26 protein-coding genes and 4 tRNA genes are annotated in these 24,260 nt (G+C 63.9%); 16 read left to right on the plus strand and 14 right to left on the minus strand.

The window, feature by feature from the left end:
* Positions 1 to 13: 13 nt before the first annotated feature.
* The 3 genes from J1M86_RS16690 to J1M86_RS16700 all read right to left on the minus strand — a co-directional run bounded on the left by J1M86_RS16690 (position 14) and on the right by J1M86_RS16700 (position 2,304).
* Positions 14 to 769, minus strand: coding sequence for a YebC/PmpR family DNA-binding transcriptional regulator (locus J1M86_RS16690; protein WP_075838639.1), 756 nt, complete (start codon positions 767 to 769; stop codon positions 14 to 16).
* An 84-nt stretch (positions 770 to 853) separates the two neighbouring features.
* On the minus strand, positions 854 to 1,456 hold the full coding sequence (gene pdxT / locus J1M86_RS16695; protein WP_206510703.1) for a pyridoxal 5'-phosphate synthase glutaminase subunit PdxT: 603 nt from the start codon (positions 1,454 to 1,456) through the stop codon (positions 854 to 856).
* Positions 1,453 to 2,304: an acyl-CoA thioesterase II gene (locus J1M86_RS16700; RefSeq protein WP_075838638.1), complete on the minus strand. Its 852-nt coding sequence runs from the start codon at positions 2,302 to 2,304 to the stop codon at positions 1,453 to 1,455. Before J1M86_RS16700 ends, pdxT begins: the two co-directional genes overlap by 4 nt.
* 24 nt (positions 2,305 to 2,328) lie before the next feature.
* Between J1M86_RS16700 and J1M86_RS16705 the strand changes: the two genes are divergently transcribed.
* On the plus strand, positions 2,329 to 3,003 hold the full coding sequence (locus J1M86_RS16705; protein WP_241260178.1) for a hypothetical protein: 675 nt from the start codon (positions 2,329 to 2,331) through the stop codon (positions 3,001 to 3,003).
* 32 nt (positions 3,004 to 3,035) lie between these two features.
* On the opposite strand, the gene pdxS is transcribed toward J1M86_RS16705, so the two are convergent.
* From pdxS to J1M86_RS16750, 9 genes are all read right to left on the minus strand, one after another.
* Positions 3,036 to 4,010: a pyridoxal 5'-phosphate synthase lyase subunit PdxS gene (gene pdxS / locus J1M86_RS16710; protein WP_075838637.1), complete on the minus strand. Its 975-nt coding sequence runs from the start codon at positions 4,008 to 4,010 to the stop codon at positions 3,036 to 3,038.
* 115 nt (positions 4,011 to 4,125) lie between these two features.
* Entirely contained in the window at positions 4,126 to 5,151 is a 1,026-nt protein-coding gene (locus tag J1M86_RS16715) for an NUDIX domain-containing protein (RefSeq protein WP_206510704.1), read from the minus strand.
* Positions 5,151 to 6,275 carry a glycosyltransferase family 4 protein gene (locus tag J1M86_RS16720; protein ID WP_075838636.1) on the minus strand — a complete coding sequence of 375 codons (1,125 nt, stop codon included), beginning with the start codon at positions 6,273 to 6,275 and terminating at the stop codon, positions 5,151 to 5,153. The genes J1M86_RS16715 and J1M86_RS16720 overlap by 1 nt, the downstream gene beginning before the upstream one ends.
* Positions 6,272 to 7,177 (minus strand): phosphatidylinositol mannoside acyltransferase, encoded by a 906-nt coding sequence (locus J1M86_RS16725; protein ID WP_206510705.1) that lies wholly within the window; start codon positions 7,175 to 7,177, stop codon positions 6,272 to 6,274. Before J1M86_RS16725 ends, J1M86_RS16720 begins: the two co-directional genes overlap by 4 nt.
* Positions 7,174 to 7,860 carry a phosphatidylinositol phosphate synthase gene (gene pgsA / locus J1M86_RS16730; RefSeq protein WP_075838635.1) on the minus strand — a complete coding sequence of 229 codons (687 nt, stop codon included), beginning with the start codon at positions 7,858 to 7,860 and terminating at the stop codon, positions 7,174 to 7,176. The genes J1M86_RS16725 and pgsA overlap by 4 nt, the downstream gene beginning before the upstream one ends.
* Before the next feature lie 25 nt (positions 7,861 to 7,885).
* Positions 7,886 to 8,428: an HIT domain-containing protein gene (locus J1M86_RS16735; protein WP_206510706.1), complete on the minus strand. Its 543-nt coding sequence runs from the start codon at positions 8,426 to 8,428 to the stop codon at positions 7,886 to 7,888.
* Positions 8,429 to 8,430: 2 nt separating this feature from the next.
* Positions 8,431 to 10,524, minus strand: coding sequence for a threonine--tRNA ligase (thrS, locus tag J1M86_RS16740; RefSeq protein ID WP_206511087.1), 2,094 nt, complete (start codon positions 10,522 to 10,524; stop codon positions 8,431 to 8,433).
* A 102-nt stretch (positions 10,525 to 10,626) separates the two neighbouring features.
* A complete protein-coding gene (locus J1M86_RS16745; protein ID WP_307786689.1) occupies positions 10,627 to 11,019 on the minus strand; it encodes a TIGR02611 family protein in 393 nt (130 codons plus the stop codon).
* A 169-nt stretch (positions 11,020 to 11,188) separates the two neighbouring features.
* Positions 11,189 to 11,260: transfer RNA gene (locus tag J1M86_RS16750), tRNA-Val, on the minus strand.
* A gap of 236 nt (positions 11,261 to 11,496) precedes the next feature.
* On the opposite strand from J1M86_RS16750, the gene J1M86_RS16755 reads away from it, so the two are divergent.
* The 10 genes from J1M86_RS16755 (at position 11,497) to J1M86_RS16800 (ending at position 16,168) form a co-directional block, all read left to right on the plus strand.
* A tRNA-Gly gene (locus J1M86_RS16755) sits at positions 11,497 to 11,568 on the plus strand.
* A gap of 18 nt (positions 11,569 to 11,586) precedes the next feature.
* Positions 11,587 to 11,657 (plus strand) — tRNA-Cys (locus tag J1M86_RS16760).
* Between the two features lie 42 nt (positions 11,658 to 11,699).
* Positions 11,700 to 11,774, plus strand: a tRNA-Val gene (locus J1M86_RS16765).
* Between the two features lie 211 nt (positions 11,775 to 11,985).
* Positions 11,986 to 12,435: an SRPBCC family protein gene (locus J1M86_RS16770; RefSeq protein WP_206510707.1), complete on the plus strand. Its 450-nt coding sequence runs from the start codon at positions 11,986 to 11,988 to the stop codon at positions 12,433 to 12,435.
* A 63-nt stretch (positions 12,436 to 12,498) separates the two neighbouring features.
* Entirely contained in the window at positions 12,499 to 12,849 is a 351-nt protein-coding gene (locus tag J1M86_RS16775) for a YciI family protein (RefSeq protein ID WP_206510708.1), read from the plus strand.
* Positions 12,780 to 14,114, plus strand: coding sequence for a DUF6596 domain-containing protein (locus J1M86_RS16780; RefSeq protein ID WP_206510709.1), 1,335 nt, complete (start codon positions 12,780 to 12,782; stop codon positions 14,112 to 14,114). Before J1M86_RS16775 ends, J1M86_RS16780 begins: the two co-directional genes overlap by 70 nt.
* Positions 14,115 to 14,225: 111 nt before the next feature.
* A complete protein-coding gene (locus tag J1M86_RS16785; RefSeq protein ID WP_206510710.1) occupies positions 14,226 to 14,453 on the plus strand; it encodes a hypothetical protein in 228 nt (75 codons plus the stop codon).
* On the plus strand, positions 14,446 to 15,123 hold the full coding sequence (locus J1M86_RS16790) for an alpha/beta family hydrolase (RefSeq protein ID WP_206510711.1): 678 nt from the start codon (positions 14,446 to 14,448) through the stop codon (positions 15,121 to 15,123). The genes J1M86_RS16785 and J1M86_RS16790 overlap by 8 nt, the downstream gene beginning before the upstream one ends.
* 65 nt (positions 15,124 to 15,188) lie before the next feature.
* Complete coding sequence (locus tag J1M86_RS16795) at positions 15,189 to 15,641, plus strand: hypothetical protein (protein ID WP_206510712.1); 453 nt, start codon at positions 15,189 to 15,191, stop codon at positions 15,639 to 15,641.
* Positions 15,638 to 16,168 carry a GNAT family N-acetyltransferase gene (locus J1M86_RS16800; protein WP_206510713.1) on the plus strand — a complete coding sequence of 177 codons (531 nt, stop codon included), beginning with the start codon at positions 15,638 to 15,640 and terminating at the stop codon, positions 16,166 to 16,168. Before J1M86_RS16795 ends, J1M86_RS16800 begins: the two co-directional genes overlap by 4 nt.
* A 35-nt stretch (positions 16,169 to 16,203) precedes the next feature.
* On the opposite strand, the gene zapE is transcribed toward J1M86_RS16800, so the two are convergent.
* Positions 16,204 to 17,220 (minus strand): cell division protein ZapE, encoded by a 1,017-nt coding sequence (gene zapE / locus J1M86_RS16805; RefSeq protein ID WP_206510714.1) that lies wholly within the window; start codon positions 17,218 to 17,220, stop codon positions 16,204 to 16,206.
* 88 nt (positions 17,221 to 17,308) lie between these two features.
* On the opposite strand from zapE, the gene J1M86_RS16810 reads away from it, so the two are divergent.
* The 5 genes from J1M86_RS16810 to J1M86_RS16830 all read left to right on the plus strand — a co-directional run bounded on the left by J1M86_RS16810 (position 17,309) and on the right by J1M86_RS16830 (position 21,954).
* A complete protein-coding gene (locus J1M86_RS16810) occupies positions 17,309 to 18,073 on the plus strand; it encodes a pyrimidine reductase family protein (RefSeq protein ID WP_307786665.1) in 765 nt (254 codons plus the stop codon).
* A 13-nt stretch (positions 18,074 to 18,086) separates the two neighbouring features.
* Positions 18,087 to 19,649 carry an alpha/beta hydrolase gene (locus J1M86_RS16815; RefSeq protein WP_206510716.1) on the plus strand — a complete coding sequence of 521 codons (1,563 nt, stop codon included), beginning with the start codon at positions 18,087 to 18,089 and terminating at the stop codon, positions 19,647 to 19,649.
* Between the two features lie 84 nt (positions 19,650 to 19,733).
* On the plus strand, positions 19,734 to 20,990 hold the full coding sequence (locus J1M86_RS16820; protein WP_206510717.1) for a glycosyltransferase family 87 protein: 1,257 nt from the start codon (positions 19,734 to 19,736) through the stop codon (positions 20,988 to 20,990).
* Between the two features lie 9 nt (positions 20,991 to 20,999).
* Entirely contained in the window at positions 21,000 to 21,428 is a 429-nt protein-coding gene (gene msrB / locus J1M86_RS16825) for a peptide-methionine (R)-S-oxide reductase MsrB (RefSeq protein WP_206510718.1), read from the plus strand.
* A gap of 67 nt (positions 21,429 to 21,495) precedes the next feature.
* A complete protein-coding gene (locus J1M86_RS16830; protein WP_075840191.1) occupies positions 21,496 to 21,954 on the plus strand; it encodes a MaoC family dehydratase in 459 nt (152 codons plus the stop codon).
* On the opposite strand, the gene J1M86_RS16835 is transcribed toward J1M86_RS16830, so the two are convergent.
* Positions 21,935 to 24,235 (minus strand): molybdopterin-dependent oxidoreductase, encoded by a 2,301-nt coding sequence (locus J1M86_RS16835; protein WP_206510719.1) that lies wholly within the window; start codon positions 24,233 to 24,235, stop codon positions 21,935 to 21,937. The two genes, J1M86_RS16830 and J1M86_RS16835, sit on opposite strands and share 20 nt — an antisense overlap.
* Between the last annotated feature and the right edge of the window lie 25 nt (positions 24,236 to 24,260).

Raw genomic sequence — 24,260 nt, forward strand, 5'->3', positions numbered from 1 at the left:
CCCGAAGGCGAAGTCACTCCTCGTCGAGCTCGGCGAGCACCTCGTCGGATAGTTCGACATTCGAGTAGACGTTCTGCACGTCGTCGCTCTCTTCGAGGGCGTCGATCAGCTTGAACACCTTGCGTGCGCCGTCGGCGTCGACCGGGACACTGACCGACGCTTGAAAACTGGCCTCGGCCGAGTCGTAGTCGATACCGGCCTCCTGCAGTGCCGAACGCACTGCGACCAGGTCGGTCGGCTCACTGACGATCTCGAAGGTGTCACCGTTGTCGGTGATCTCCTCGGCCCCGGCGTCGAGCACGGCCATCAGGACATCGTCCTCGCTCTGGCCGTTCTTCTCGAGCGTGACGAGTCCCTTGCGCGAGAACAGGTACGACACCGAACCCGGGTCTGCCATGTTGCCGCCGTTGCGGGTCATCGCGACGCGAACCTCGCCGGCAGCTCGGTTGCGGTTGTCGGTGAGGCACTCGATGAGCACGGCGACGCCGTTGGGCCCGTACCCCTCGTACATGATGGTCTGCCAGTCGGCGCCACCCGCTTCTTCACCGGCACCGCGTTTACGTGCGCGCTCGATGTTGTCATTGGGCACCGACGTCTTCTTGGCCTTCTGAATGGCGTCGTACAACGTCGGGTTTCCGACTGGATCACCACCACCGGTGCGAGCCGCCACCTCGATGTTCTTGACGAGTTTGGCGAACGATTTGCCGCGTCGGGCATCGACCACCGCCTTCTTGTGCTTGGTGGTGGCCCATTTGGAGTGGCCGCTCATGCGATAGCGCCCCTTTCGTACGGAAGTCGAGTGTTCATAGTTTACGCGCGGCCGCGCCGCTGTCCGACGAGGACAGCGCAGTTGCTAGGTCGAACGCACCAGGTCCACGAACCTCTTGTGCACCCGATTGTCTCCGGTGACCTCGGGGTGGAAGCTCGTTGCCATCACCGACCCCTCTTTCACCGCCACGACGCGACCGGCCGCGGGGCCGTCGGGAACCGAGGCGAGAACCTCGACCCCGGGACCGACTCGTTGCACCCAAGGTGCACGGATGAATACCGCGCGGACCGGATCGCCGTCGATGCCGGCGAACTGAAGATCCGTTTCGAAGGAGTCGACCTGCCGACCGAAGGCGTTGCGGCGGACGGTGATGTCGAGTCCGTCGAGATGTTGCGCATCCGGACGGGTGTCGAGCACTTCACTTGCGAGAAGAATCATGCCGGCGCACGAACCGTAGGCCGGCATCCCGTCGCGTAGTCGCGTCCGCAGTGGGGTCAGCAGCTCGAAGACGGACAGCAGAGTGCTCATCGTGGTCGATTCGCCACCCGGAATGATCAGACCGTCCACCTCGTCGAGCTCAGCGGGCCGCCGAACCGTCGTGCCCGAGGCGCCGCAGGCCTCCAACGCCGCCAGGTGCTCGCGCACATCGCCCTGAAGCGCGAGAACGCCGATCCGCGGAACACTCACTTGGGGGCGAACGGATCGGTGACGGTCCGCGTCCGGTCTCGCTCGAAGCGCATGAGTCCCTCCTGTACGACGGCGGCGACCATGCGACCCTGTCGATCGAAGATCCTGCCCTGCGCCAGAGCCCTGCCGAAGTCGGCCGAAGGCGAGGTCTGGTCGTAGAGCAGCCACTCGTCGGCGCGGAACGGTCGCAGAAACCACAATGCATGGTCGAGCGACGCGGTCTGCGTCACCACATCAGGATGAGGCACTTTGGCCGAACCGATGAGTGTCATGTCCGACATGTAGGCCAGGGTGCAGACGTGGAAGACCTGACTGTCGGGCAACCGGTCACGGTAGCGAAACCACACACGTTGCTGCGCCGCGAGACTGGAATGCTTCTCGGTCTGCTCGTCGGGAATCTTGCGGATGTCCCATTCCTTCCACTCCTCGTAGAAGGAATTGTCGAAGCCCGGGAGATCACGCGGGTCGGGGAGGCTTTCCGGCTCCACCACGCGCGGCATCGTGTCCTGATGCGATATCCCCTCGTCGTCGACGTGAAACGACGCCGACATCGTGAAGATGGCCTTGCCGTCCTGAATGCCGGTGACCCGCCTGGTACAAAAGGAGCGCCCGTCGCGAATGCGTTCGACCATGTAGACGGTGGGCTCGTTCGGGTTCCCGGGGCGGATGAAGTAGCCGTGCAGGGAATGGACGCGGTAGTCCTCGCCCACTGTGTTCACCGCCGAGACCAGTGCCTGTCCCGCAACCTGCCCACCGAACGTGCGGTGCAGCATGCTGGGGAAAGTCCGACCGCGAAAGATGTCGTTCTCTATGCGCTCTAGCTCGAGAATATCCTCGATACTGGCCATTGTTCACCTTTCTCGTCAGTGCCGGTGAAGGCTAACAAGCGCCGCGCCGGGCAGGATGGTCGAGTGTCCGACGACGATCCGACGGTTGCCACACCGATCTTTCCCGACCTTCTCGTCGAGACGATCATCGCCCGCATTCCTCTCGGCGAGCGCACGCTCGTCGTCATCGATGGGGCCGACGCTGCCGCTCCCGTGGAATTCGCGGGTCGGGTCCGCGATCGCATCCGCTCCGGCGCGCGGGCGTGCGAGGTGATCGATCTCCACGACTTCGTCCGACCGGCATCGTTGCGGTTCGAGTATTCACGAACGGACGAGCTGTCCTATCGAACGAGCTGGTTCGATTTCGATGCGCTCGGCCGGGAAGTGCTCGCGCCGATGCTGCCGGGCGGGCGCGGCAGCTTTCTACCAAGACTGTGGGACGAGTCGAGCGACCGATCCGCGCGTGCACGACTCGAGGTGGCAGCCCCGGATCAAGTGCTGATAGTCGCCGGTCCCACCCTGCTCGGACGTATCGGCAATGCCGCCGTCACCGTGCACCTGTCACTCAGCGTGGGTGCTCTACGTCGCCGGACCCCGACCGACCAGCAGTGGACGATAGATCCGCTCGTCGAGTACTACTCGAACGCGGACACCCGACCCGATCTCCTGGTGCGATGGGACCATCCGGACCGTCCGGCCCTCATGGGATTTCTCCCGTGAGGGCCGAACCGCCGGCTCGAAATACTTCTCGATCACCAACCGCGCTCGGCGAGGCGGTGCGCGACGGGCAGATCATCGACATTGATGCCGACCATCGCCTCACCCAATCCGCGGGAAATCTTCGCGAGAACATCCGGATCGTCGTGGAACGTGGTGGCCTTGACGATCGCCTCGGCGCGCTCCTTCGGGTTTCCGGACTTGAAGATGCCAGATCCGACGAAGACGCCTTCGGCGCCGAGCTGCATCATCATCGCGGCGTCGGCTGGTGTCGCGATGCCGCCCGCGGTGAACAGGGTGACCGGGAGCTTGCCCGCCCGCGCAACTTCGACGACGAGGTCGTACGGGGCAGCCAGCTCCTTCGCCGCTACATACAGCTCGTCCTCGGGGAGCGAAGTGAGACGACGAATCTCGCCACGGATCGTGCGCATGTGAGTGGTCGCGTTGGACACATCGCCCGTCCCGGCCTCGCCCTTGGACCGAATCATCGCCGCACCCTCGGTGATGCGGCGTAGCGCCTCGCCGAGGTTGGTTGCACCGCAGACGAACGGAACGGTGAAGTTCCACTTGTCGATGTGGTTCGCGTAGTCCGCGGGTGTCAACACCTCGGACTCGTCGACGTAGTCGACGCCGAGGCTCTGCAGGATCTGCGCTTCGACGAAGTGACCGATCCTGGCTTTCGCCATCACCGGAATGCTGACGGAGGAGATGATGCTGTCGATCATGTCCGGATCGCTCATTCGCGACACGCCGCCCTGCGCACGGATGTCCGCGGGTACTCGCTCGAGCGCCATGACGGCGACGGCGCCGGCGTCCTCGGCGATTTTCGCCTGCTCGGCGGTGACGACGTCCATGATGACCCCGCCTTTGAGCATCTCGGCCATACCTCGCTTGACCCGCGCCGTTCCTCTGCCGCTGTTGCCGAGTTCTGCAGTGCGGGGATCTGCGACGTTGCCGTTATCGGAAGGGGTGGGGGTACTCAAAGCGACACTCCTGGTGTGTGGGTACATAGCTGCGCCGAAGCGATGTGGATACGTTCGGCTGGGCAAGAGTAGGCCCAAGTGGATGCCGTTGCCATATCCAGTGAGCATCTGCTGGCCTGGTCGCCTCCAGCCTGGACTGCGCTCAGCGAATCGCGCGTACTTCCGGCTCGACCCGTCTGGCCAGCACGATGTTGACCTCGTCGATGAGTTCCGCCAGCTCCTGGGGGTAGACGGTTTCGCCGGTCGCGGCGAGGGAGCGGATATCACTCTCGGTGCACCAGCGGTGCCCCACCACCATCCTGCGTTCGAGGTCGGTGAATCCGGCGTGCTCGGGTTCGAAAGTCTGCGTTCGGTAGGCGAAGAACAGTTCCTCGGACTTGATCAGCGTGCCGTTGAACACGAAGGTCGCCACGCGCCGCCACATCGGCCCCTTCAGTTCGGAGTGATCGAGCTCGAGACCGGTCTCCTCGCGAACCTCCCGTGCAGCGGTGACACGGAGCGTCTCCCCCGATTCGACGGCCCCGCCGATCGTGAACCAGAAGTAGATGTTCGGCACTGCGGGATCGTGTCCCCGCAGCAGCAGTATCCGCCCCTGCTCATCCACCAGCACCACACGCGAGGACGTACGCGGCAGCGCTCGGTCCCCATGACCGAACGTCGCCGAAGCCGAACGCTCGGCGATCTCGAAATACGTCGGCAGGGGCGCAGTTCCACCGAGATGAAGCAGCCGAACCACGGGCGTGGTGCGAAGCGCCAGGGTGTCGCGGACGGCGTCGTTGTGGAATCGGCGCGCAATCAGAACCCGGGCCTCCGCGTCGGCCAGTTCGGCCACGAGTTGCGGAGGCAGGTGGGCGGGATCGAGGGCAGCCAACGCCATCGACACCGCGTTCTCGGCCATCTCACGGTCGGCGCGGTCCGCGCGCTCTGCGGTGTCGGCGAGGGCGGCCAACCGTCGACTGTCGTCGAGTCGATCCCGTGTCGCAGCCGATACCGCCCTGGCGACCACCGCCCGACGCGCCAGAGCCGAATCGAGAGACTGCCACGCCAGATCCGAACGAACGTGCAGTCTGTCGAGTCGATTGGCCGTCGAATACGCCCACAGCCCGATCACCACAATCGACATCGCGACGAGGCCCAGGACCAGAATGGTCAAAGCGGAGAACGTCATCAACTCGCCGCCCGAACCTTTTGCCCACCGAGGGTCACCGTCTCGTACACGCGCATGATCTGCTCGGCGACGACCGGCCAGTCGTACTCTGCAACGGCCCGGGTCGCCGCTTCCACCAGTCCGGATCGGATCTCGTCAGAGGAAAGCAGGGTGTCGAGCGCTCGGGCGAGCGCAGCCGAATCGTCGACAGGCACGAGTACACCGGCGGAACCGTCGCGCAGAACCCGACGAAAGGCATCGAGTTCGCTGGCCACCACTGCCGTCCCGGACGCCATCGCCTCGACGAGGACGATCCCGAAGCTCTCACCACCGAGGTTCGGCGCGCAGTACACGTCGGCGCTGCGCATCGCCGAAGCTTTGTCCTCGTCGTTGACCTGGCCGAGGAAGGTCAGGTGATGCGCGAGCGCACCGGCCTCCTTGCGAAGTTTGTCCACGTCACCCCGTCCGACCACGAGGATCTCGACCTCGGGATGCTTCTCGGCCAGCTCCGGCAGCGCGCCCATCAGCACAGCCATGCCTTTGCGCGGCTCGTCGAAGCGCCCCAGAAACAGGACGGTGCCGCCCAGTCTCGGGTAGCCCGGCAACATCGGCGCGCGCCGAAATGCCTGCACGTCGACGCCGTTTGGGATCTCGACGGCGTCACTGCCCAGGGCTTCCACCTGCCACCGCCGTGCCAGCTCCGATACAGCAATCCGACCGCTGATCTTCTCGTGGTACGGCCGCAGCACGCCCTGGAACGTGCTCAACACCAGCGATTTCGTGGTCGAGGTGTGAAATGTCGCCACGATCGGCCCCTCGGCTGCCTTCAGCGCGAGCATCGACAGGCTGGGGGCATTGGGCTCGTGAATGTGCAAAACATCGAAATCGTTCTCCGCGATCCATCTCCGGATCCGTGCGTAGGTCACCGGACCGAACCGAAGCCGAGCAACGGAACCGTTGTACGGAATCGCCAGCGCCTCCCCGGCAGAGACGACGAAGTCCGGCAGCACGGTCCCCTCGGACGCGGGGGCGAGAACGCTGACGCGGTGTCCGCGCTGGATGAACACCTCGGCCAGCTGCTCGACATGAGCCTGCACTCCACCCGGTACGTCGAAGGAGTAGGGGCAGACCATGCCGATTCTCACGTGCCCTCGATTCGCGCACGTCGCGACTCGGACAGATCGGCCAGCCAGAGCGGTTGCAACATGTGCCAATCCTCGGGATGCTGCGCGATGTTCGCGGCGAAGACATCGGCCAGCTTCTGAGTTGCTTGTTCCAGACCCTGAGAGACATCGATCCGCGGCGCGATGGAAAATCCCCAACCGTCGCCGTCGAAGTAGCAGTGCACGGGGAACAAGTGGGCCCCGGTGTCGATCGCCAGCTTGGCCGGGCCAGGCGCCATTCGTGTGGGTTCGCCGAAGAACGTCACCGGCACACCGCGGCGGGCCAGGTCGCGTTCACTGAGCAAGCACACGATCTTGTTATCGCGCAACCGATCCGACAGCAGCGCGACCGGAGGTGCCTCGCCGCCGCTGAGGGGGAAAATTTCGAAGCCCAGGCTCTCGCGATAATCGACGAACCGTTGGTACAGCGACTCGGGCTTCAAACGCTCGGCCACAGTGGACAAGCCTCCGTAGTAGCGCACGAGCCACATACCGGCCATGTCCCAGTTTCCGCTGTGCGGCAGCGCGAGCACCGCACCCTTCCCCTCTGCGAGGGCGGCGTCGAGATGTTCCCGACCGCTGACACAGCCGTCGATGACGGCGGCCTGCGCATCGAGATTCATCGACGGCAGCCGGAATGCCTCACGCCAGTAGCGCGCGTAGGAACGCACACTGGCCTGGACCAGTTCGTCGGGGACCGCCTCGGGTGGCACGCCCAATACCCGCGCGAGGTTACGACGAAGTTGGTTCGGACCGCCTCCGCGGGATGCGCTGAAGTCCGCACCCATGTCGAAGAGCTTGCGTGCGAGACCGTCCGGGAGTGCTCGGACGAGTCGCCATCCAGCGGCATATCCTGCCTCGGTGGCGCGTTCGGCCAACGTCACGACGAAACCTCACCGTCGGACTCACCGGTCGGCGACTCTCCCGTCGTACGAATGATCTCCCGAGCCCCATCCGACCGGCGAACCGCGAGCACGCGCTGGAAAACCGTCACGACGCTGAGCGCCGCCAGAATCCACATTGCCGGATAGATCACGCTGTCCAGCCACGCTATGTCGAAGTGTCGCCCGATACCCGTCAAGCCCGCTCCGAGGAGCACGATCACCAGGCGGTCGGGACGCTCGATCCAACCGCCGTCCGCGGACAGGCCACTCGCCTCCGCGCGGGCCTTGGCGTACGAGATGACCTGTGAGGTGACCAGACAGATCAGCGTCGCGATCAGCAGCGGTTTATCGCCTTCGGTGTAGACCGCCCACCAGGCGAGTCCGGCGAAGATGGCGCCATCTGCGACACGGTCGCATGTCGCGTCGAGCACGGCACCGTATTTGGTGCCGCCACCACGCGCCCGCGCCATCGCGCCGTCCAACATGTCGAACAGCACGAACACCGTGATGACGACCGAGCCCCAGAACAGGTATCCGGCCGGAAACAGCGTCAACGCGGCAGCGACGGTGACCACGGTTCCGATCAGCGTCACCGAGTTCGGCGTCAGACCTGTCTTGTTGAGCGCCCGCCCGAGCGGCGCAGTCACCTTGGACACCGGTGCCCGCCCGAAAATGCTCAGCACTGCCAATTCTCCCTTTGCGTACCGATCATTCCGGCCAAGCCGATGCCAACAGCGCGCGAGTGTCACGAAGCAACTGCGGCATGACCTTGGTACCTCCGACGACCGTGATGAAATTGGCGTCGCCGCCCCACCTCGGCACGATGTGCTGGTGGAGGTGCTCGGCCAGCGAGCCGCCGGCAGCCGCACCGAGATTGAGACCGACATTGAAACCGTGCGGCCGCGAGACCGACTTGATCGTCCGGATCGCCTGCTGGGTGAACGCCATCAGCTCCGCGCTCTCGCCGGGCGTCAGGTCCTCGAGTGCAGCCACGCGCCGATACGGAACGATCATCATGTGACCCGGGTTGTATGGGTACAGATTCAGCACCGCATAGACCTCCTCGCCACGCGCGACGACCAATCCGTCCTCGTCCGTCATCTTCGGGATGTCCGAGAAGGGCTCGGTGGATTGATTTTTCGCGCCCGGAGTCTCCGCGACGTACGACATCCGGTGCGGCGTCCACAATCGCTGCAGCCGGTCGGGCTCACCGAGACCGGTATCGACGATCGCCGCGTCCTGTTCGGCCATGGTCAGCTCACTCCTGATCTGTCGTGGCGGTCTCGGTTGGTGTCCGTGTCCGCGGCCGTGCTCGTGAAGAGCGCGGCCGTCGGAGACGCGTTGTTGCGGGAGGAAATCCACTCCGAGATCGCCTCGACTGCCGCGGTCACCGCGACTCCGTTGACCTGTGTGCCATCACGGAATCGGAAGCTGACCGCACCGGCTTCGACGTCGCGTTCACCGGCCAGAAGCATGAACGGCACCTTCTGCGCGGTCTGATTGAAGATCTTCTTCTGCATCCGGTCGTCGCTGGCATCGACCTCGGCCCGGATTCCACGCTTCTTCAGCGCCGCGACGACAGTGAACAGATGGTCCTGGTGCACCTCTGCCACGGGAATGCCGACAACCTGGACGGGCGACAACCACGCCGGGAATGCGCCCGCATAGTGCTCGGTGAGAACACCGAAGAAACGCTCGATCGATCCGAACAGCGCACGGTGGATCATCACAGGACGTTCCTTGGTGCCACCGGTCGCCGTGTATTCGAGTTCGAACCGCTCGGGCAGGTTGAAGTCGAGCTGGATCGTCGACATCTGCCAGGTTCGCCCCAGCGCATCCTTGGCCTGTACCGAGATCTTCGGGCCGTAGAACGCGGCGCCACCGGGATCGGGCAGCAAGGTCAGACCGGAGGCCGCAGCAACCTCGGCGAGTGTGTTGGTTGCCTCTTCCCACACTTCGTCGCTGCCCACCGACTTCTCCGGGTTGCGGGTAGAGAGTTCGAGATAGAAATCGTCGAGACCGTAGTCCTTGAGCAGACCCAGCACGAACTCGAGCGTACTGGTCAGCTCGCCACGCATCTGCTCGCGCGTGCAGAAGATGTGCGCGTCGTCCTGCGTCATGCCGCGAACTCGAGTGAGACCGTGAATGACACCTGACTTCTCGTAGCGATACACCGAACCGAATTCGAACAGGCGCAGCGGCAACTCGCGGTAGGACCGGCCACGAGAGCGGAAGATCAGATTGTGCATCGGGCAGTTCATCGGCTTCAGGTAGTAGTCCTGACCCGGTTTGCGAATCTCACCCTCTTCATCGAGTTCCGCGTCGAGGTGCATCGCGGGAAACATTCCGTCGCGGTACCAATCGAGGTGACCGGAGACCTCGTACAGATGCCCCTTGGTGATGTGCGGGGTGTTGACGAACTCGTAGCCCTCTTCGATGTGACGCTGACGAGAGTAATTCTCCAACTCGTTCCTGATCACCCCGCCTTTGGGATGAAACACCGGCAGGCCCGAGCCCAGTTCGTCAGGGAAGCTGAACAGGTCCAGCTCCGAGCCCAGTCTGCGGTGATCACGCCGCTCCGCCTCGGCCAACAGTTCCAGGTGCGCCTCGAGCGCCTCGGTCGACTCCCACGCCGTGCCGTAGATGCGCTGAAGACCCGCATTGTCCTGATTTCCGCGCCAGTACGCTGCGGAGCTGCGGGTGAGCTTGAAAGCGGGAACGTATTTGGTGGTCGGGATGTGGGGCCCACGGCACAGGTCGCCCCAGATGCGTTCACCCGTGCGCGGGTTGAGGTTGTCGTACGCGGTGAGCTCGCCGCCGCCGACCTCCATGATCTCGGGGTCGTCGATTCCCGACTTGTCGTTGACCAATTCGAGCTTGTAAGGCTCGTTGGCCAGTTCTTCGCGGGCCTGCTCGATCGACTCGTACACCCGACGGGAGAATCGCTGCCCTGCCTTGACGATCTGCTTCATCTTTTTTTCGAGCGCGACGAGATCCTCCGGCGTGAACGGCTCGTCGACGTCGAAATCGTAGTAGAAGCCATCTTTGATGAAGGGTCCGATACCGAGCTTCGCGCTGGGAAACATCTGCTGAACTGCCTGTGCGAGCACGTGTGCCGCGGAATGCCGAATCACGCTGCGGCCGTCCTCGGTGTTCGCGGGCACCGGTTCGACCTCGGCGTCGAGGTCTGGCGCCCAGGACAGATCCCGCAACTTTCCGTCTGCGTCTCGGACGACGACGATGGCGTCGGGACCCTTGTTGGGAAGGCCTGTGTCCCGAAGTGCCGTTCCGGCGGTCGTCCCTGCCGGCACCATGATGCGGGCTGGCAAGACAGCGGCTACGGGCATGCTCACGGCGTTGTACTCCTCGGTTGTTCTCGATGGTCGGGAAGACCGGTCACAGCCTATCGGCTACGACCGGCGGGTCTTACCCGCACACCACGCCGGGCACTAGAGGGGACTGGCCATCCAGTGCCATTCGAGACCGAACCACCCACCGACGAGCCCGAGGGCGCCCAATACCCACAGTGTCGCGAGCACGACAACGGTGGTCAGCAGCGCACCCGCAGCTTGCACCACCGTCGACTGTCGCGCGAACCACGCCATGAAACGGTCGTAGTGTCTGCGCACGAACTCGAGCAGGCGACGCGCCCACGTGAACTCCGAGGCGAGTATTCCCAGCCCGGTGAACACGATCAGCCAGCCTGGCCCCGGGTACGGAATAGCGACGATGCCCAGAGCAAGAACAATGGCGCCGAAGATGCCGACACTGATCCGATAGACAAGATCGAGCGTCGAGTTGGCGGCTATCCGCGCACGGAACCGTCGCTGACGCTGCGCCACGCGATGAAAGAAGCCCTGGTCTTCGCGCTGCTTCTCGTCGGTTCGAGCTTCGTCTGCGATCACGCCACCAGGTTACCGAGCCGACACGGCTGTGAGCACGCACGAAAAAGCCCCACGCCGTGGACGTGGGGCTTCGTCTCGAGAATTGAAGTGCTGCGGTTATGCAGTGTGGTCCCGGCTGGGATCGAACCAGCGACCTTCCGCGTGTGAAGCGGACGCTCTTCCACTGAGCCACGGGACCGTTTTCGTTCGCTCACGACGACGCGTTCGAACGAGGCAGAACATTAACATGTTGCCGAGTTGAAACTCGAATCGCCCCCGGCATCGATTTCGCCGCGCTTTCCGGACCCGAAAAGCACCGGCACGGACCGCATGCGGCACCGAATAACTATCTGACCACGCGATTTGTGAGTTCGCCGGAAGTTAGTCTAATGTTTTCACCGCACCACGGAGACAGCAATTCGCTCCGAGGCGCATGCGGATGTGGCGCAGTGGTAGCGCATCACCTTGCCAAGGTGAGGGTCGCGGGTTCGAATCCCGTCATCCGCTCGAGGGACTAGGGCCCATGGTGGAGTGGCCGAGTGGTGAGGCAACGGCCTGCAAAGCCGTGCACACGGGTTCGATTCCCGTCTCCACCTCGTAACGAAGCGAAGGTTCCCAGCCTTCCCTTTGAAATACCTGCGCGATTAGCTCAGCGGGAGAGCGCTTCCCTGACACGGAAGAGGTCACTGGTTCAATCCCAGTATCGCGCACCATAGAAATACCAGGTCAGGCCCCCTTTCGAGGGGGCCTGATTTGCGTTTCGGGCGAGTGCAGTTGCAGGCGAGTGCAGTTGCAACCGTCGCTGCGGCGTCGTCCGCCCCGAGCAACCACAGCAGAAACATTTTCGGAACTGTGTCCTCGCGCGCGCTCGTCGTTCGTCCCTCTTGATGAGCGTGCAATCGCCATCCAACGAGAGGGACAATCATGAGCAGGTACACCACCATCTCCCGCGCATGTCGAATCGATGCCGCGGCCGCGGAAGTTCTTTCACTGGTCTCGTCCACCGAGGGCTTCACGGCCATCAATCCCCATCGCACTGCCGATCCGAAGCTGGAACTCACCCCGTTCGGTCCATCCAACGGCGTCGGTTCCGGATTTGCTTTCTCCGGCAAAAGAGGCAAAGGGACACAGGTGGTTTCGGAGGTGACCGACCACCACGTCGAGTATGCGATCGACATGGGGTCGATGGGACAGTCGACCCAGCGGATTGTCGCCACTCCTGCATCGCACGATGGGTGCGACGTCGAATGGTCGATGACGTTCGATGCAGGACGCAACCCGATGCTGCGGATCTTCGGCCTGGTCGCCAACAGGGTCTTGGGCCCCACGCTCGACAGCGGAATCCGCAATCTGTCCACCACGACCTGGCGCTAGGCCACTCGGCCTAAACTCCGTACCGGTCGCGAGTCGGCCGGTCACCCCGATGAAAGGGAAGCGATGAAGTACACATTTCTGCTGTACAGCGACCAGAGCGCTGCAGGTGAGGCCACGGCGGAGGAGAAGGAGCAGGAGCTCGCCGTCTACGGTGCCTACATCGGCGCGCTCCAGGAGGCCGGGGTCTTCTTGGCTACCGACTGGCTTCAGCCAACTGCGACTGCCAGCACCGTATCGTTCGCCGACGGCGCCGCCGCGGTCCATGACGGCCCTTTTGCCGAGACTCAGGAAACCCTCGGCGGATACTTCGTCATCGAAGCACCGGACCTGGATGTGGCACTGGAGTGGGCAAAGAAGTGCCCGGCTGCCCAGTACGGCAAGGTCGAGGTGCGCGCCTCGGCGATGGAGGACTGAGCAGCATCGACCCCACCCCAGCTTCCGACGATTCGCGTCCGCCGCATCTTGTCCTCGAAACACTCGTTCGAGAACAGCGGGCGCGTCTCGTTGGCGCGCTTGCGCGATGGTGCGGCGACATTCAGCTGGCCGAGGACGGCTTTGCCGACGCCGTCGAGCGCGCTCTGGCGACCTGGGCGAACGGGGTTCCTCGCGCCCCGGAGTCATGGATCAGCACCGTCGCCAGGAATCGCATACGGGATATCGTGCGCTCAGCCGAACGCACCCGTACTCGTCCGCTCGACACAACCGACCCTCATCCCAGCGTCGACCTTCACCCTGACCGGGACGATGACACTCTGGTGCTGATGCTCGCCTGCGTCCACCCATCGCTGGACCGCGCCGTTCACGCGCCACTCATCCTGCAGGTCGTCATCGGAGCACAAACCAAGGACATCGCCACGGCGTTCGCGCTGCCGCAAGCAACTCTGGCCAAACGCCTCGTCCGCGCCAAGCAGAAACTTCGGGCGAACCACGTCTTCCTCGAAATGCCCGACGGAATCCCGCATGAACGCGTCGATGCTGTTCTCGACGCGATCTACGCGGCCTACTCCATCGAATGGTTGCGTGTCGCGCCACCGGCCGCAGTCGACCTCGTCACCGAACATGCCATTCATGCCAGCCAGCTGCTGCTGACCGCCGTGCCCAGCAATCCCGAGGTGCGTGGTCTGGCCGCGCTCCTGCTGTACCTGCACTCGCGCCGCAACGCGCGGATCAAAGATGGCGTTCTCATCCCGACCGAACAGCAGAACCCCGCGGATTGGGATCACCATCTGATCCAAGTCGCCGAAGACCTGCTTCGCGTCGGCCTGCGCGCCCAACGCACTACCTTGCCCGGATCGTACGAACTCCAAGCGGCCATTCAGTCCGCTCATGCGTCCCGAAGCCGCCAGGACGGAGACACACCCTGGGATACGATTGCCCACTTCTACGACGCCCTTGTTCTGATCACTCCCAGCAAGGGAGCCGCTGTCGCCCGAGCAGCCGCAATCGCGCACGCCACCGATTCCCGGACCGGGCTGCGGATCCTCGCCGAACTCCACGAAAACGATCCCACCCTCGATGCGTTCCAGCCGTACCACGCCACCCGCGCCGCTCTCCTGTCCGACATCGGCGCCGTGGCAGACGCGGCTCACTCGCGCGCCCGGGCGATCGCGCTGTGCACCCATGCACCGAGCCGCCGATACCTCGAGTCGATACAGCCTCGGACATCGTTCGGCGCATGACGCCCGAGGTCGGCGATTGTTCGCAATCGGAACTTCTTCGCTCGAACCGGTGGTGATTGCGCTCACAGACGTGCACTCTGGAGTGACACCCCCTACGGAAGGAATCCACCCATGGCGGACGAGCGTCACGAGGGAAACAGCGGCACCGATGTGCCGGTCGACAACGAGGTTGCGCAGAACGCCAAGGAACGGGTCGCCGGAATAGATCAGAAGTACGCGCCTGGTTCGCGGCCCACCGTCGTACTCCCAGGAACCGGCGGCATGGTGTCGGGAACCGCTTTCGCAGACATGGTCGACGAGAACGGTGATTTGAAGGACGATACGACCACGGATGCCTGAGCGCATTCCTCCTCCCACGTGTGTCGATGAACCCGGAGTACACGGCTTCCTGCATGTCCCCGCCGACGATCCGGTGGCCACGCTCGCTGTGACGCATGGTGCGGGAGGCGATTGCACCGCGAAGGTTCTGACGGATCTGGCCGAAACGTGGTCGGCACATGGCGTCGTGGTACTTCGATTCGATATGGCGTTCAGGCAAGCGAAGCCCTCCGGTCCCCCGCATCCGTCGAAGGCTGCGGCCGATCTCGAGAGCATCCGATCTGCCGTGGACTACCTTCGCAGCCGGGGCCCCGCGCCGATGCTCGTCGGAGGGCATTCCTATGGTGGACGTCAGGCGTCCATGGCGGCCGCTGCGGATCCCGATCTCGCTGCGGGCCTTGTGTTGCTGTCGTATCCCCTTCACCCGCAAGGGAAGCCGGAGAAGTTGCGCACTGCGCATCTACCGGAGATCACGACGCCCGTCCTGTTCGTCTCGGGCACCCGGGACCCGTTCGGCACACCCGAGGAACTGCGCGATGCGATCGACCTGATTCCAGCGAAAACCGTGTTCATCGACATCCCCGGCGCCGCGCACGACCTGTCTGCAGCCAAGCATCGCACCGCCCATCGAGCGCTTGACGGGGCCGCCGCCCTGTTCCGTTTCGAGCCGGGTGAAAGAGCTTCGACCTAGGACTCTGCCGTTGGTTGTCGGTGCCGCCGTCTCGATCTCCGGCAGTCGAGTGTTCTACTTGTGCCATGCCCACATGGGGATGGTTCGTGGTTGCGTTGGTCCTCATCGACACAGCCGTGCTGGCAGCGTGGTTCCTCGCTCGCAAGAGCCCACGCGAGGACACTGCTGTCGCGACGCGGTTCAAGCTGGCAGGGTTGGATACAGAAGCACGCGAAGAGATTCAACAGTTGATCTCGGAGAAGAACAAGATTCACGCCGTCGAAGTGCTCCGAGATCGCACCGGGTTCGGTTCGAAAGAGGCGAGAGAAATCGTCGAGTCCGTGGCACAGGGCAATCCGTTTCCGACACCGAGCACGTACAACGACGACAATGGACTCGATTCCGGCGCTTGGGAGGACATCATTCCGAAGTTACGTGCACTCAAGGCAGAGGGGCGTGCGCTCACTGCCATCAAACTTGTCCGCGCGCGAACGGGTTTGTCGCTGCGGGATGCCAAAGAGGCGGTCGACCGGATATGACAGTCACCGTCGAACCCGCCGGTCTGTGGGACGCCGAACAATTGGCCGATGTTGCCGCAGACACTTTCCCTCTGGCCTGCCCCCCTGGAACGTCACGCGAGTCCATCGAAGCATTCGTCGACGAGGTGCTCTCGAACGAGCGCTTCGGTGAATACCTCAACGATCCTTCTCGAACGATTCTGGCTGCGCGCGTCGATGATGCAATCGTGGGCTACGCAATGGCCGTGCACGGCGCCCCTTCGGATCCTGCCATCGGTCCACTTCTCGCACACTCCCCCACGATGGAGTTGTCCAAGCTGTACGTGATGCCCGGCCACCACGGAAGCGAAGTGTCGACCGAACTCATGAAATCGGTGTTGGCATCCGCCGTCGAGCGGGGCTGCGCCGGGGTATGGCTGGGGGTCAATCAAGAAAACGTTCGAGCGCAGAAGTTCTATGCCAAGAACGGCTTCGAGCGAGTGGGAACCAGAGACTTCGCGGTCGGCGGCGTGGTCCACACCGACTACATCATGGAAAAAGCCCTCTGATCGAGCGCCTCAGCCGGGGGCCTCAGCGTGGGGCTTCAGCCGACCGCGGCGAAACGTGAGAGCGCGAGCAACCTGGACGTCGCACGCAGGTATTTCTTGCGGTATCCACCCGCGAGCATCTCCTCGGTGAAGATCTCGTCGAGCTTGCCCCCCGAGGACGTGACCGGGATACCCGCGTCGTAGAGACGGTCGGCAAGGACGACGAGACGCAGCGCGACGGCCTGATCCGACGCGGGGTGCACCTTGTTCCAGAACACGGCCTCGACGCCGTCGAGAAGCTTGCCGTAGCGAGACGGGTGCAGCGTACTCAGATGCGCCAACAACTCGTCGAAGTCGTCCAGCGTCGCGCCCTCGATTCGACCGGCGCGCTCGACCAAGTCGGCCTCGGACATCGGGTCCGGCGCCGGTGGCAGATCCCGATGACGGTAGTCGGGGCCGTCGACGCGAATCGATTCGAAGATCGACCCGAGCTTCTTGATTTCTCGCATGAAGTCCTCGGCAGCAAACCTGCCCTCACCGAGTTGCCCGGGCAGCGTGTTGGACGTCGCGACGATCGACACACCACGTGCGGACAGCTCCGACAACAGACGCGAGACGAGCATCGTATCGCCCGGGTCGTCCAGCTCGAACTCGTCGATGCACAGCACGCTGTGGTCGGACAGCCCGTCGAGCGCCTTGACGAATCCCAACGCGCCCACCACATGCGTGAGCTCGACGAACGTACCGAAGGCCTTCGGCTCGGGAACACTGTGGTAGATCGAAGCGAGGAGGTGGGTCTTGCCAACGCCGAAGCCGCCATCCAGATACAGGCCAGCACCGGTGGGAGGAGTCTTCTTACCGAACAGACCTCGTTTGCCGCTCTTACCGGCGATCTTGCCGACCTTGTGCGAGAACTCCTCGGCCTTGGCAACCGCTTGCGCCTGCGTGGGCTCGTTCGGATCAGGAATGTACGAGGCGAAGCTGACCTCGTCGAACATGGCCGGCGGAACCATCTGAGCGATCAACTGATCGGACGGAACCACGGGATTGCGATCGACAAGACGTGCGGGCATTGGTCGAGCCTAGCGACGTGGTCTTATCTACTTCGTGCAGCTACTCGATATTGCGACCTACTTCACATCTGAACGTGATGTGTCACGCGTGGCGCGGGGCCCTCTCGACGACGCCGGCCTGCGAAGTCTCTACGCGTACCCGCCGCGGCCGCGCCGGCCATGGATACGTGCGAACTTCGTCTCCAGCATCGACGGGGCAGTCACCGCCGACGGTGTATCAGCAGGCCTGGGCACTGCGGCAGACAAGCGGGTCTTCACGATTCTTCGCGAGCTCGCCGACGCCGTGCTCGTCGGGGCGGGGACGGTGCGAGCCGAGAACTACGGCGGCGCCAAGCTGAATCCGGCGGCGCGAGCACAGCGTGTATCGCAGGGGATGTCACCGGATCCGGTGATCGTCGTGGTGACTGCCTCGGCGGCCATCGACCCACAAGCGCGCATCTTCACCGACACCGACGTCGCCCCCATCGTGATCACCTCCTCGTCCGCGCCGTCCGAGGCCAGACGGGCACTCGCTGCCACCGGAGCAGACCTCGTCGAAGTCTCCGGCGACGACGTCTCGACCGAATCCATACTCGGCACCCTCGACACGCGCGGTCTACACCGTGTGTTGTGCGAGGGCGGTCCGGGACTGTTCGGCCGACTTCTCGACGACGACGCAGTCGACGATCTGTGCCTCACCACCTCGCCAGTGCTCGTTGCGGGTGATGCGGGACGGATTTCCCGCTCCGAGTCGGCGTCGATCCGCCCGATGACGCGCGCCCACGTGCTGGCCGACGAGGACGGCACGCTGCTGACGAGATGGGTCAAGCACCGCACCGAGGTCGACCGCAAAAGTGCAGCGGCAGAAAAGTAGATAGCCTCGCAGCGTGACGCCGAATCGATCGCTCCTCGCAGTCGTCGTATGCCTGTCGGTGACGGCAGCCGCGTGCTCTGCCGGACCGTCCTCCCGACCGGACGTTGCCGTCGAGCAGAATTCGCCGGGGCTGCCTGCCGATTCCGAGGACCCGGATGGCGAGGAGCTACGCGAGCTCGAAGTTCCCAGCACCGATCTCGCGTGGAACGATTGCACGCAGACCACGCTGGACTCCTTCGGATTGACCTCGCGAACCCCCGGACTGATACTCGAGTGCACGGCGTTCGAAGCCCCGGTCGACGCGTCCGGTGAGATGTTCGGCTCGTTCACCGTCGGAGTGATGCGAGCCAAGCTCAACACAACACCCGACGATGCTGCTCCCCTCGTGTTCACCTCGGGCGCCGACCGTGCGTCCATCGAAATGCTGGCGGACATCACCTCCGGACAGAGTTCGACGCTGCTCGCCGCTCATCCGATCGTCGCAATCGATCGACGGGGCATCGGCCGCTCCAGCGCCGTCAACTGCGTCACCTCCGACAGCCGCATCCCACTGTCGGATCTGGGTCAGTTCGCGTCATCGGACGGTGATGCCGTGGATCGAGCGGTCGACGCCGGACGGACCGCGACGATCGAGTGCACCGACCTTCTTCAACCCCAGGAGTTGGCCTTCGGTGTGAGCTACGCTGCCGACGATCTCGAGGAACTTCGGCTGAACTGGGGTGTCGAAACCCTCGGGATCATCGGGTCGGGCAACGGGGCCTCGATAGCGCTGGCCTATGCGGCGCGCTACCCCGATCGCGTGGCGCGAATGATCCTCGACTCGCCGACGGACGTGACCGCCGATCAGCTACGCAAGGCAGAGCAGAGAACTCAGGGCAGGGAAGCGGCGTTCGCGGCGTTCACCCAGCGCTGCATCGCGCTGGAATGCTCGCTCGGACCCGATCCGCGCACCGCAGTCACCGATCTCATCGATGCCGCGGACCGCGGCGAACTGGCACCTGTATCGACGCACGAACTGCTGGACGGTATCGCCTACGCGTTGGCGTCCTCAGCGACCGACCCGTCGCGGCGCGCCCTCGACCTGTCCGACACCCTGAGCGCGGCGCGAGACGGAGACTTCTCCGAACTCGCCGGCCTGATCACACGCGCGGCGGCAGCGTACGGGACCGACGGCCAGTTCGTCGCACGCTGCACCGACGGCAGGCAGTGGCCGACGCCGCAGGCGGTGCGGGACATTCAGCCGGCCTGGTCGGAGCAGTACCCGGTATTCGGCACCGACGCCGCCCTCGCAGCGTTGGCGTGTTCGTCGTGGCCGACCGCACCCGCGCCGCCCTTGCCATCCGACCTGACCGTTCCAGTGCTCTCGTTCAGCGGCGGCGCCGATCCAGTCGTCGGGAACGGTGGGTTCGCCGCCATGACCGGCCTGGTCGCGGCGACCGGTACCCGTTCGGCGGCAATGACGTGGCAGGGATCAGGCCATCCGGTGCTCGGTGGATCTCAGTGCGCACAAGCCGCGGCAGCGGCTTACTGGGAAACGGCCGCGCTGCCGCCGGACGGCAGCGTGTGCCCAGCTTGAGCGGCATCTTCCGGGCAGCACCCCGAAGAACCCTCGGGGGTGTCTCGGTGATCGGGGGCCACCGCTCAAGGTAGCGTGCTGCACGTGTCACTTAGCTTCCTCGAGCCACGCAACGGTCGATCCACCGCAGAAGTAGTCACCTACGCTCTGTGGCCTCTGGCCATCATGACCGTGCTCAACCGCGTGCTCATTCGAGCTGTGAACGGCGACATCACCGACGATTACAACCCGGTGTATCGGGCTGCGCTGGCGTTTCTCAATCGCGAACCCGTATATACCGCAAACTTCGATTCGGTCGATCCGCACTACCTGTATCCCCCGGGTGCGACCATGCTTCTCTCGCCCATTGCGGTCATCGACCCCGAACGCTCCCGTTGGCTGTTCATCATCGCCAGCACCATCGCAATCCTGGTCGCGCTGTACATCCTGCTACGCATCTTCGGGTTCGACCTGAAGTCGGTTGCCGCTCCAGTTCTCCTGCTTGCTGCGTTCGCCAGCGAGACTGTCACCAACACTCTGGTGTTCACCAACTTCAACGGCTTCGTGCTGCTCGGTGAAGTTGCGTTCATCGCATTTCTGCTCAAGCGCAGAGACCTGTGGGCGGGAGTTGCGATCGGCCTGACGCTGGTGATCAAACCTATGCTGATTCCGCTGCTGATCATCCCGCTGATGACCAGGCAGTGGAAGGTGTTCATCCCGGCGATCGCAATACCGGTGGTCACCACCGCCATTGCGTGGCCGCTCGCAGCTGATCCGATGGACTTCGTCCGGCGCACCGTCCCATATCTGCTTCAAACGCGCGATTACTTCAACAGCGCCATCGTCGGTAACGGTCTCTACTACGGCCTCCCGGACCTCATGGTTCTGGCGATGCGAGGCGTTCTCGGCATCATGGTGCTCGTCTCGTTGTGGATTCTGTACCGGTACTGCCGGGAGGATCGGCTCTTCTTCATCGCCACCACCTCGGGCCTGGTGTTGACGGCGCACTGGCTGCTCGGGTCGCTGGGCCAGATGTACTACTCCATGATGCTGTTCCCACTGCTGATGACGGTGGTCTTGAAGAATTCCGTGCTGCGCAACTGGCCCGCATGGCTCGCCATCTACGGCTTCATGTCCTACGACCGATGGCTGTCCGGACGGTTCTTCACCGAGGGCCGTGCGCTCGACTACCTGCGCACCACCTTCGGGTGGAGCCTGCTGATCATCGTCATCTTCGGAGTTCTCATCGGCCGATACCTCGCGTCCCGTCAGGATGGCCGCCTGGATGAGGGAATCGAACCCGACTACTTGCTGGAGGATCGCCCACCAGCGGAAACGACGAAGACTGCTCGTACGTATTAGTTTGGTGGCATGAGTTCCGCGACCGACAACGATCCCACCCCCGCAGTTGCGCTCACCGACGCACAGTGGCGCGAGAAGCTCACCCCGGAGGAGTACGCGGTACTGCGCCAAGCAGGTACCGAACGCCCCTTCGTCGGTGAGTACACCGACACCACCACCGAGGGTGTCTACCTGTGCCGCGCATGCGACGCAGAGCTTTTTCGCAGCACCGAGAAGTTCGAATCGCATTGCGGTTGGCCGTCGTTCTTCGACCCGGCCGACAGCGATGCAGTCATCCTGAAGGTCGACAGCTCCCTCGGAATGCGCCGCGTCGAAGTGGTCTGCAAGAACTGCCACAGCCACCTCGGGCACGTATTCGAGGGCGAGGGTTACCCGACGCCCACCGACCAGCGGTACTGCATCAACTCGATTTCGCTGGTTCTCAAACCCGCCGAGTAGTTCAATAGCCGCTGAGTAGTGTGGTGGTCTCGCCGACGGTGAAGTGCCCATCAGCCATACTGTGACGATGCGCACTTTCACCTCAGCAGAGCAACTTCGGGCGGCCGTCGGCGAGGATCTCGGGTCCAGCGACTGGCTGCAGATCACCCAGGAACGGGTGAACACCTTCGCCGATGCGACCGGGGATCACCAGTGGATCCACGTCGATGTCGAGCGTGCGAAGAAGGAAAGCCCGTTCGGCGGGCCGATTGCACACGGCTACCTCAGCCTCTCGCTCATCCCGGTGTTGAACTGGCAGATATACACGGTCGAAAACGTGAAGCTCGGAATCAACTACGGCTCGAACAAGGTTCGCTTCATCAACCCGGTGAAGGTCGGTGCGCACGTACGCCTGCACACCACCCTCACCTCGGTCGAGGAGGTTTCCGGCGGCGCACTTCAGGTAATTGCGACCAACACACTCGAGATAGAAAACGAAGCAAAGCCGGCCCTCATCGCCGAAACGATCAGCCGGATCGTCTTCTGACATCGTCTTCCTGGACGAACTCGGGCGGATCGAACGCGGTGATCGGCGGAAGGTCCTCGTCGTAGCGTTCGATCTGCACCAGCACATGCTGTCCGGTGCACCCCTGCGACAACGCCGATGCACCGACATCGGCCGTCAGCACGTTCGGATTGCCGTGCTTGCACATCGCTGCCGTGTCCTCGGGATCCAGCGGGTCGTACCAGGCGCCCGTGGACAGCTGCACGACATCGTCGAGCATCCCGTCGTCGAGGAGTACTCCGGCCAAACAGGAGCCGCGGTCGTTGTACACCTTCACCACCTCCCCTGCCGAAATGTTCCGGGCTGCTGCGGCGCTCGGGTGCATTCGGATCGGTTCTCGACCCTGCACTTTCGACGCCTGACTCACCGCCCCGTGGTCGAGCTGACCGTGCAGTCGACTTCGAGGCTGATTGGCGATCAGCAGCAGCGGAAACCGTTGCGCACGCGGCCCTTTCCACCACTCCGCAGGTTCCTGCCAGGACGGGTGGCCAGGGCAGTCGGCGTAGCCGAAACCGTCGACGACTTCGGAAAAGATCTCGATGCGGCCACTCGGGGTGCGCAACGCGTTCCGGATGGGATCGGCCCGAAAATCCGCGAGAAACGTCAGGTCGTCCTCGGTTGCCATGGCAACCGACCCGGCACGCCAGAATGTCTCGAACGACGGAGTCTCGACGCCTGCTGACCGTAGGTACCCGCGCCACTGGCCGTAGAGATGCTCGACCCACTCCCCCGATGTCCGCCCTTCGGTGAAGGTGTCGCCGACTCCCATCGCCCGGGCCACGTCGGCGAAGGTGTCGTAGTCGTCACGCGAACCGCCGTATTTCGGCACCGCCTGGTGCATTGCCACGAGCAAGGGATCGTTGCGGGTGCAACTGAGGTCGTTGCGTTCGAGTGAGGTGGTCGACGGCACGACGATATCGGCGTGTCTGGCCATCGGCGTCCAATACGGTTCGTGCACGACGACCGTGTCGGGTCGAGTGAGCGCGCGGCGCAAGCGCCCCAGATCCTGGTGGTGGTGAAATGGATTGCCGCCGGCCCAATGCACCAGCTTGATGTCCGGGTACGTCAGTCGCGTTCCGTTGTAGTCGATGGTCTTACCCGGGTTCAGCAGCATGTCCGATACCGCTGCGACCGGAATGAAAGTCTTCACAGGGTTGATGCCCTGCGGCAGCGTCGGGAGCGGGTACGGGACGGGGGCGCGACCCGGTTCGTTCATCGAACCGTAGCCGTGACCGAATCCGCCGCCCGGTATTCCGATCTGCCCCAGCATCGCTGCGAGGGTTACACCCATCCAGGGCGCCTGCTCGCCGCCGCGTATCCGCTGCAGTGACCAGGTCACCGACACCAAAGTGCGCTGCGACGCCATGGCCCGCGCCAGATCGACGATGACGTCCGGCGCGAGACCCGACTTGTCCGAAGCCCACTGCGGAGTCTTGGCGACGCCGTCCGTATCTCCGAGCAGGTAGCGTTCGAAGACGCGGTAGCCCGTGCAGTACCGGTCGAGAAAAGCGAGGTCGTGCAGGTCCTCGGTGGCCAGGACGTAGGCGAGACCGAGCATCACTGCCACATCGGTTCCGGGTCGCGGGCTCAGCCATGTCGCCGCGCCACCGATGTCGTCGCGCAGGGGGCTGATGGAGACGATCTTTCCGCCGCGCGAGCGAAGAGCATCGAGGGCTGCTTCGGTCGGATGATCCGACGTACCACCGTGATTGGTGCCAGTGTTCTTCACCGGTACGCCACCGAATGCAACCAGCAGATCGGTGTGACGGGCGATGACCTCCCAGGATGTCGAGCGGGAGAACATCTTCCAGTGGGCTCCCAATACGTGCGGCATGATGACGCCGGTGGCGCCGAGGGAGTAGCTGTTCACCGACCCGGTGTAGCCGCCGAGACAGTTCAGAAATCGGTGAATCTGGCTCTGCGCGTGATGGAAGCGGCCCGCGCTCGCCCAGCCGTAGGATCCGCCGTAGATCGCCTCGTTGCCGAAGCGATCGATCACTCGCCGCAGTTCGGCGGCGAGTAGTTCGGTCAGTTCGTCCCAGGACACGGCGACGTATCGATCCGCACCCCGACGGTCGCTGGGGCCGGGCCCGTTCTCGAGCCACCCCGCGCGCACGGACGGCCCGGTGATCCTCGAACGGTGGCGCACCGAACCCGGCACGTTCCCGAGCACCGGGGACGGACTCGAGTCTCCCGCAAACGGGTGAACGGCGGTCACCTCGCCGTCGGCCACCGTCGCCCGATACATCCCCCAGTGCGCCATGTGTTGGGCACCCTCACGCGGCGCG

Source organism: Rhodococcus sp. KRD197 (assembly GCF_017168235.1).
In the GTDB taxonomy this organism is placed as follows: Bacteria; Actinomycetota; Actinomycetes; order Mycobacteriales; family Mycobacteriaceae; genus Rhodococcoides.

Bases quoted from the DNA above. Each gene is read 5' to 3' on its own strand.
- msrB (WP_206510718.1), top strand. From the start codon at position 21,000: ATGAGTTCCGCGACCGACAACGATCCCACCCCCGCAGTTGCGCTCACC.
- J1M86_RS16770 (WP_206510707.1), top strand. From the start codon at position 11,986: ATGAGCAGGTACACCACCATCTCCCGCGCATGTCGAATCGATGCCGCG.
- J1M86_RS16830 (WP_075840191.1), top strand. From the start codon at position 21,496: ATGCGCACTTTCACCTCAGCAGAGCAACTTCGGGCGGCCGTCGGCGAG.
- thrS (WP_206511087.1), bottom strand. From the start codon at position 10,524: ATGCCCGTAGCCGCTGTCTTGCCAGCCCGCATCATGGTGCCGGCAGGG.
- J1M86_RS16785 (WP_206510710.1), top strand. From the start codon at position 14,226: ATGGCGGACGAGCGTCACGAGGGAAACAGCGGCACCGATGTGCCGGTC.
- J1M86_RS16690 (WP_075838639.1), bottom strand. From the start codon at position 769: ATGAGCGGCCACTCCAAATGGGCCACCACCAAGCACAAGAAGGCGGTG.
- J1M86_RS16795 (WP_206510712.1), top strand. From the start codon at position 15,189: ATGCCCACATGGGGATGGTTCGTGGTTGCGTTGGTCCTCATCGACACA.
- zapE (WP_206510714.1), bottom strand. From the start codon at position 17,220: ATGCCCGCACGTCTTGTCGATCGCAATCCCGTGGTTCCGTCCGATCAG.
- J1M86_RS16835 (WP_206510719.1), bottom strand. From the start codon at position 24,235: ATGGCGCACTGGGGGATGTATCGGGCGACGGTGGCCGACGGCGAGGTG.
- J1M86_RS16715 (WP_206510704.1), bottom strand. From the start codon at position 5,151: ATGACGTTCTCCGCTTTGACCATTCTGGTCCTGGGCCTCGTCGCGATG.
- J1M86_RS16790 (WP_206510711.1), top strand. From the start codon at position 14,446: ATGCCTGAGCGCATTCCTCCTCCCACGTGTGTCGATGAACCCGGAGTA.
- J1M86_RS16700 (WP_075838638.1), bottom strand. From the start codon at position 2,304: ATGGCCAGTATCGAGGATATTCTCGAGCTAGAGCGCATAGAGAACGAC.
- J1M86_RS16775 (WP_206510708.1), top strand. From the start codon at position 12,499: ATGAAGTACACATTTCTGCTGTACAGCGACCAGAGCGCTGCAGGTGAG.
- pdxS (WP_075838637.1), bottom strand. From the start codon at position 4,010: ATGTACCCACACACCAGGAGTGTCGCTTTGAGTACCCCCACCCCTTCC.
- J1M86_RS16735 (WP_206510706.1), bottom strand. From the start codon at position 8,428: ATGGCCGAACAGGACGCGGCGATCGTCGATACCGGTCTCGGTGAGCCC.
- J1M86_RS16800 (WP_206510713.1), top strand. From the start codon at position 15,638: ATGACAGTCACCGTCGAACCCGCCGGTCTGTGGGACGCCGAACAATTG.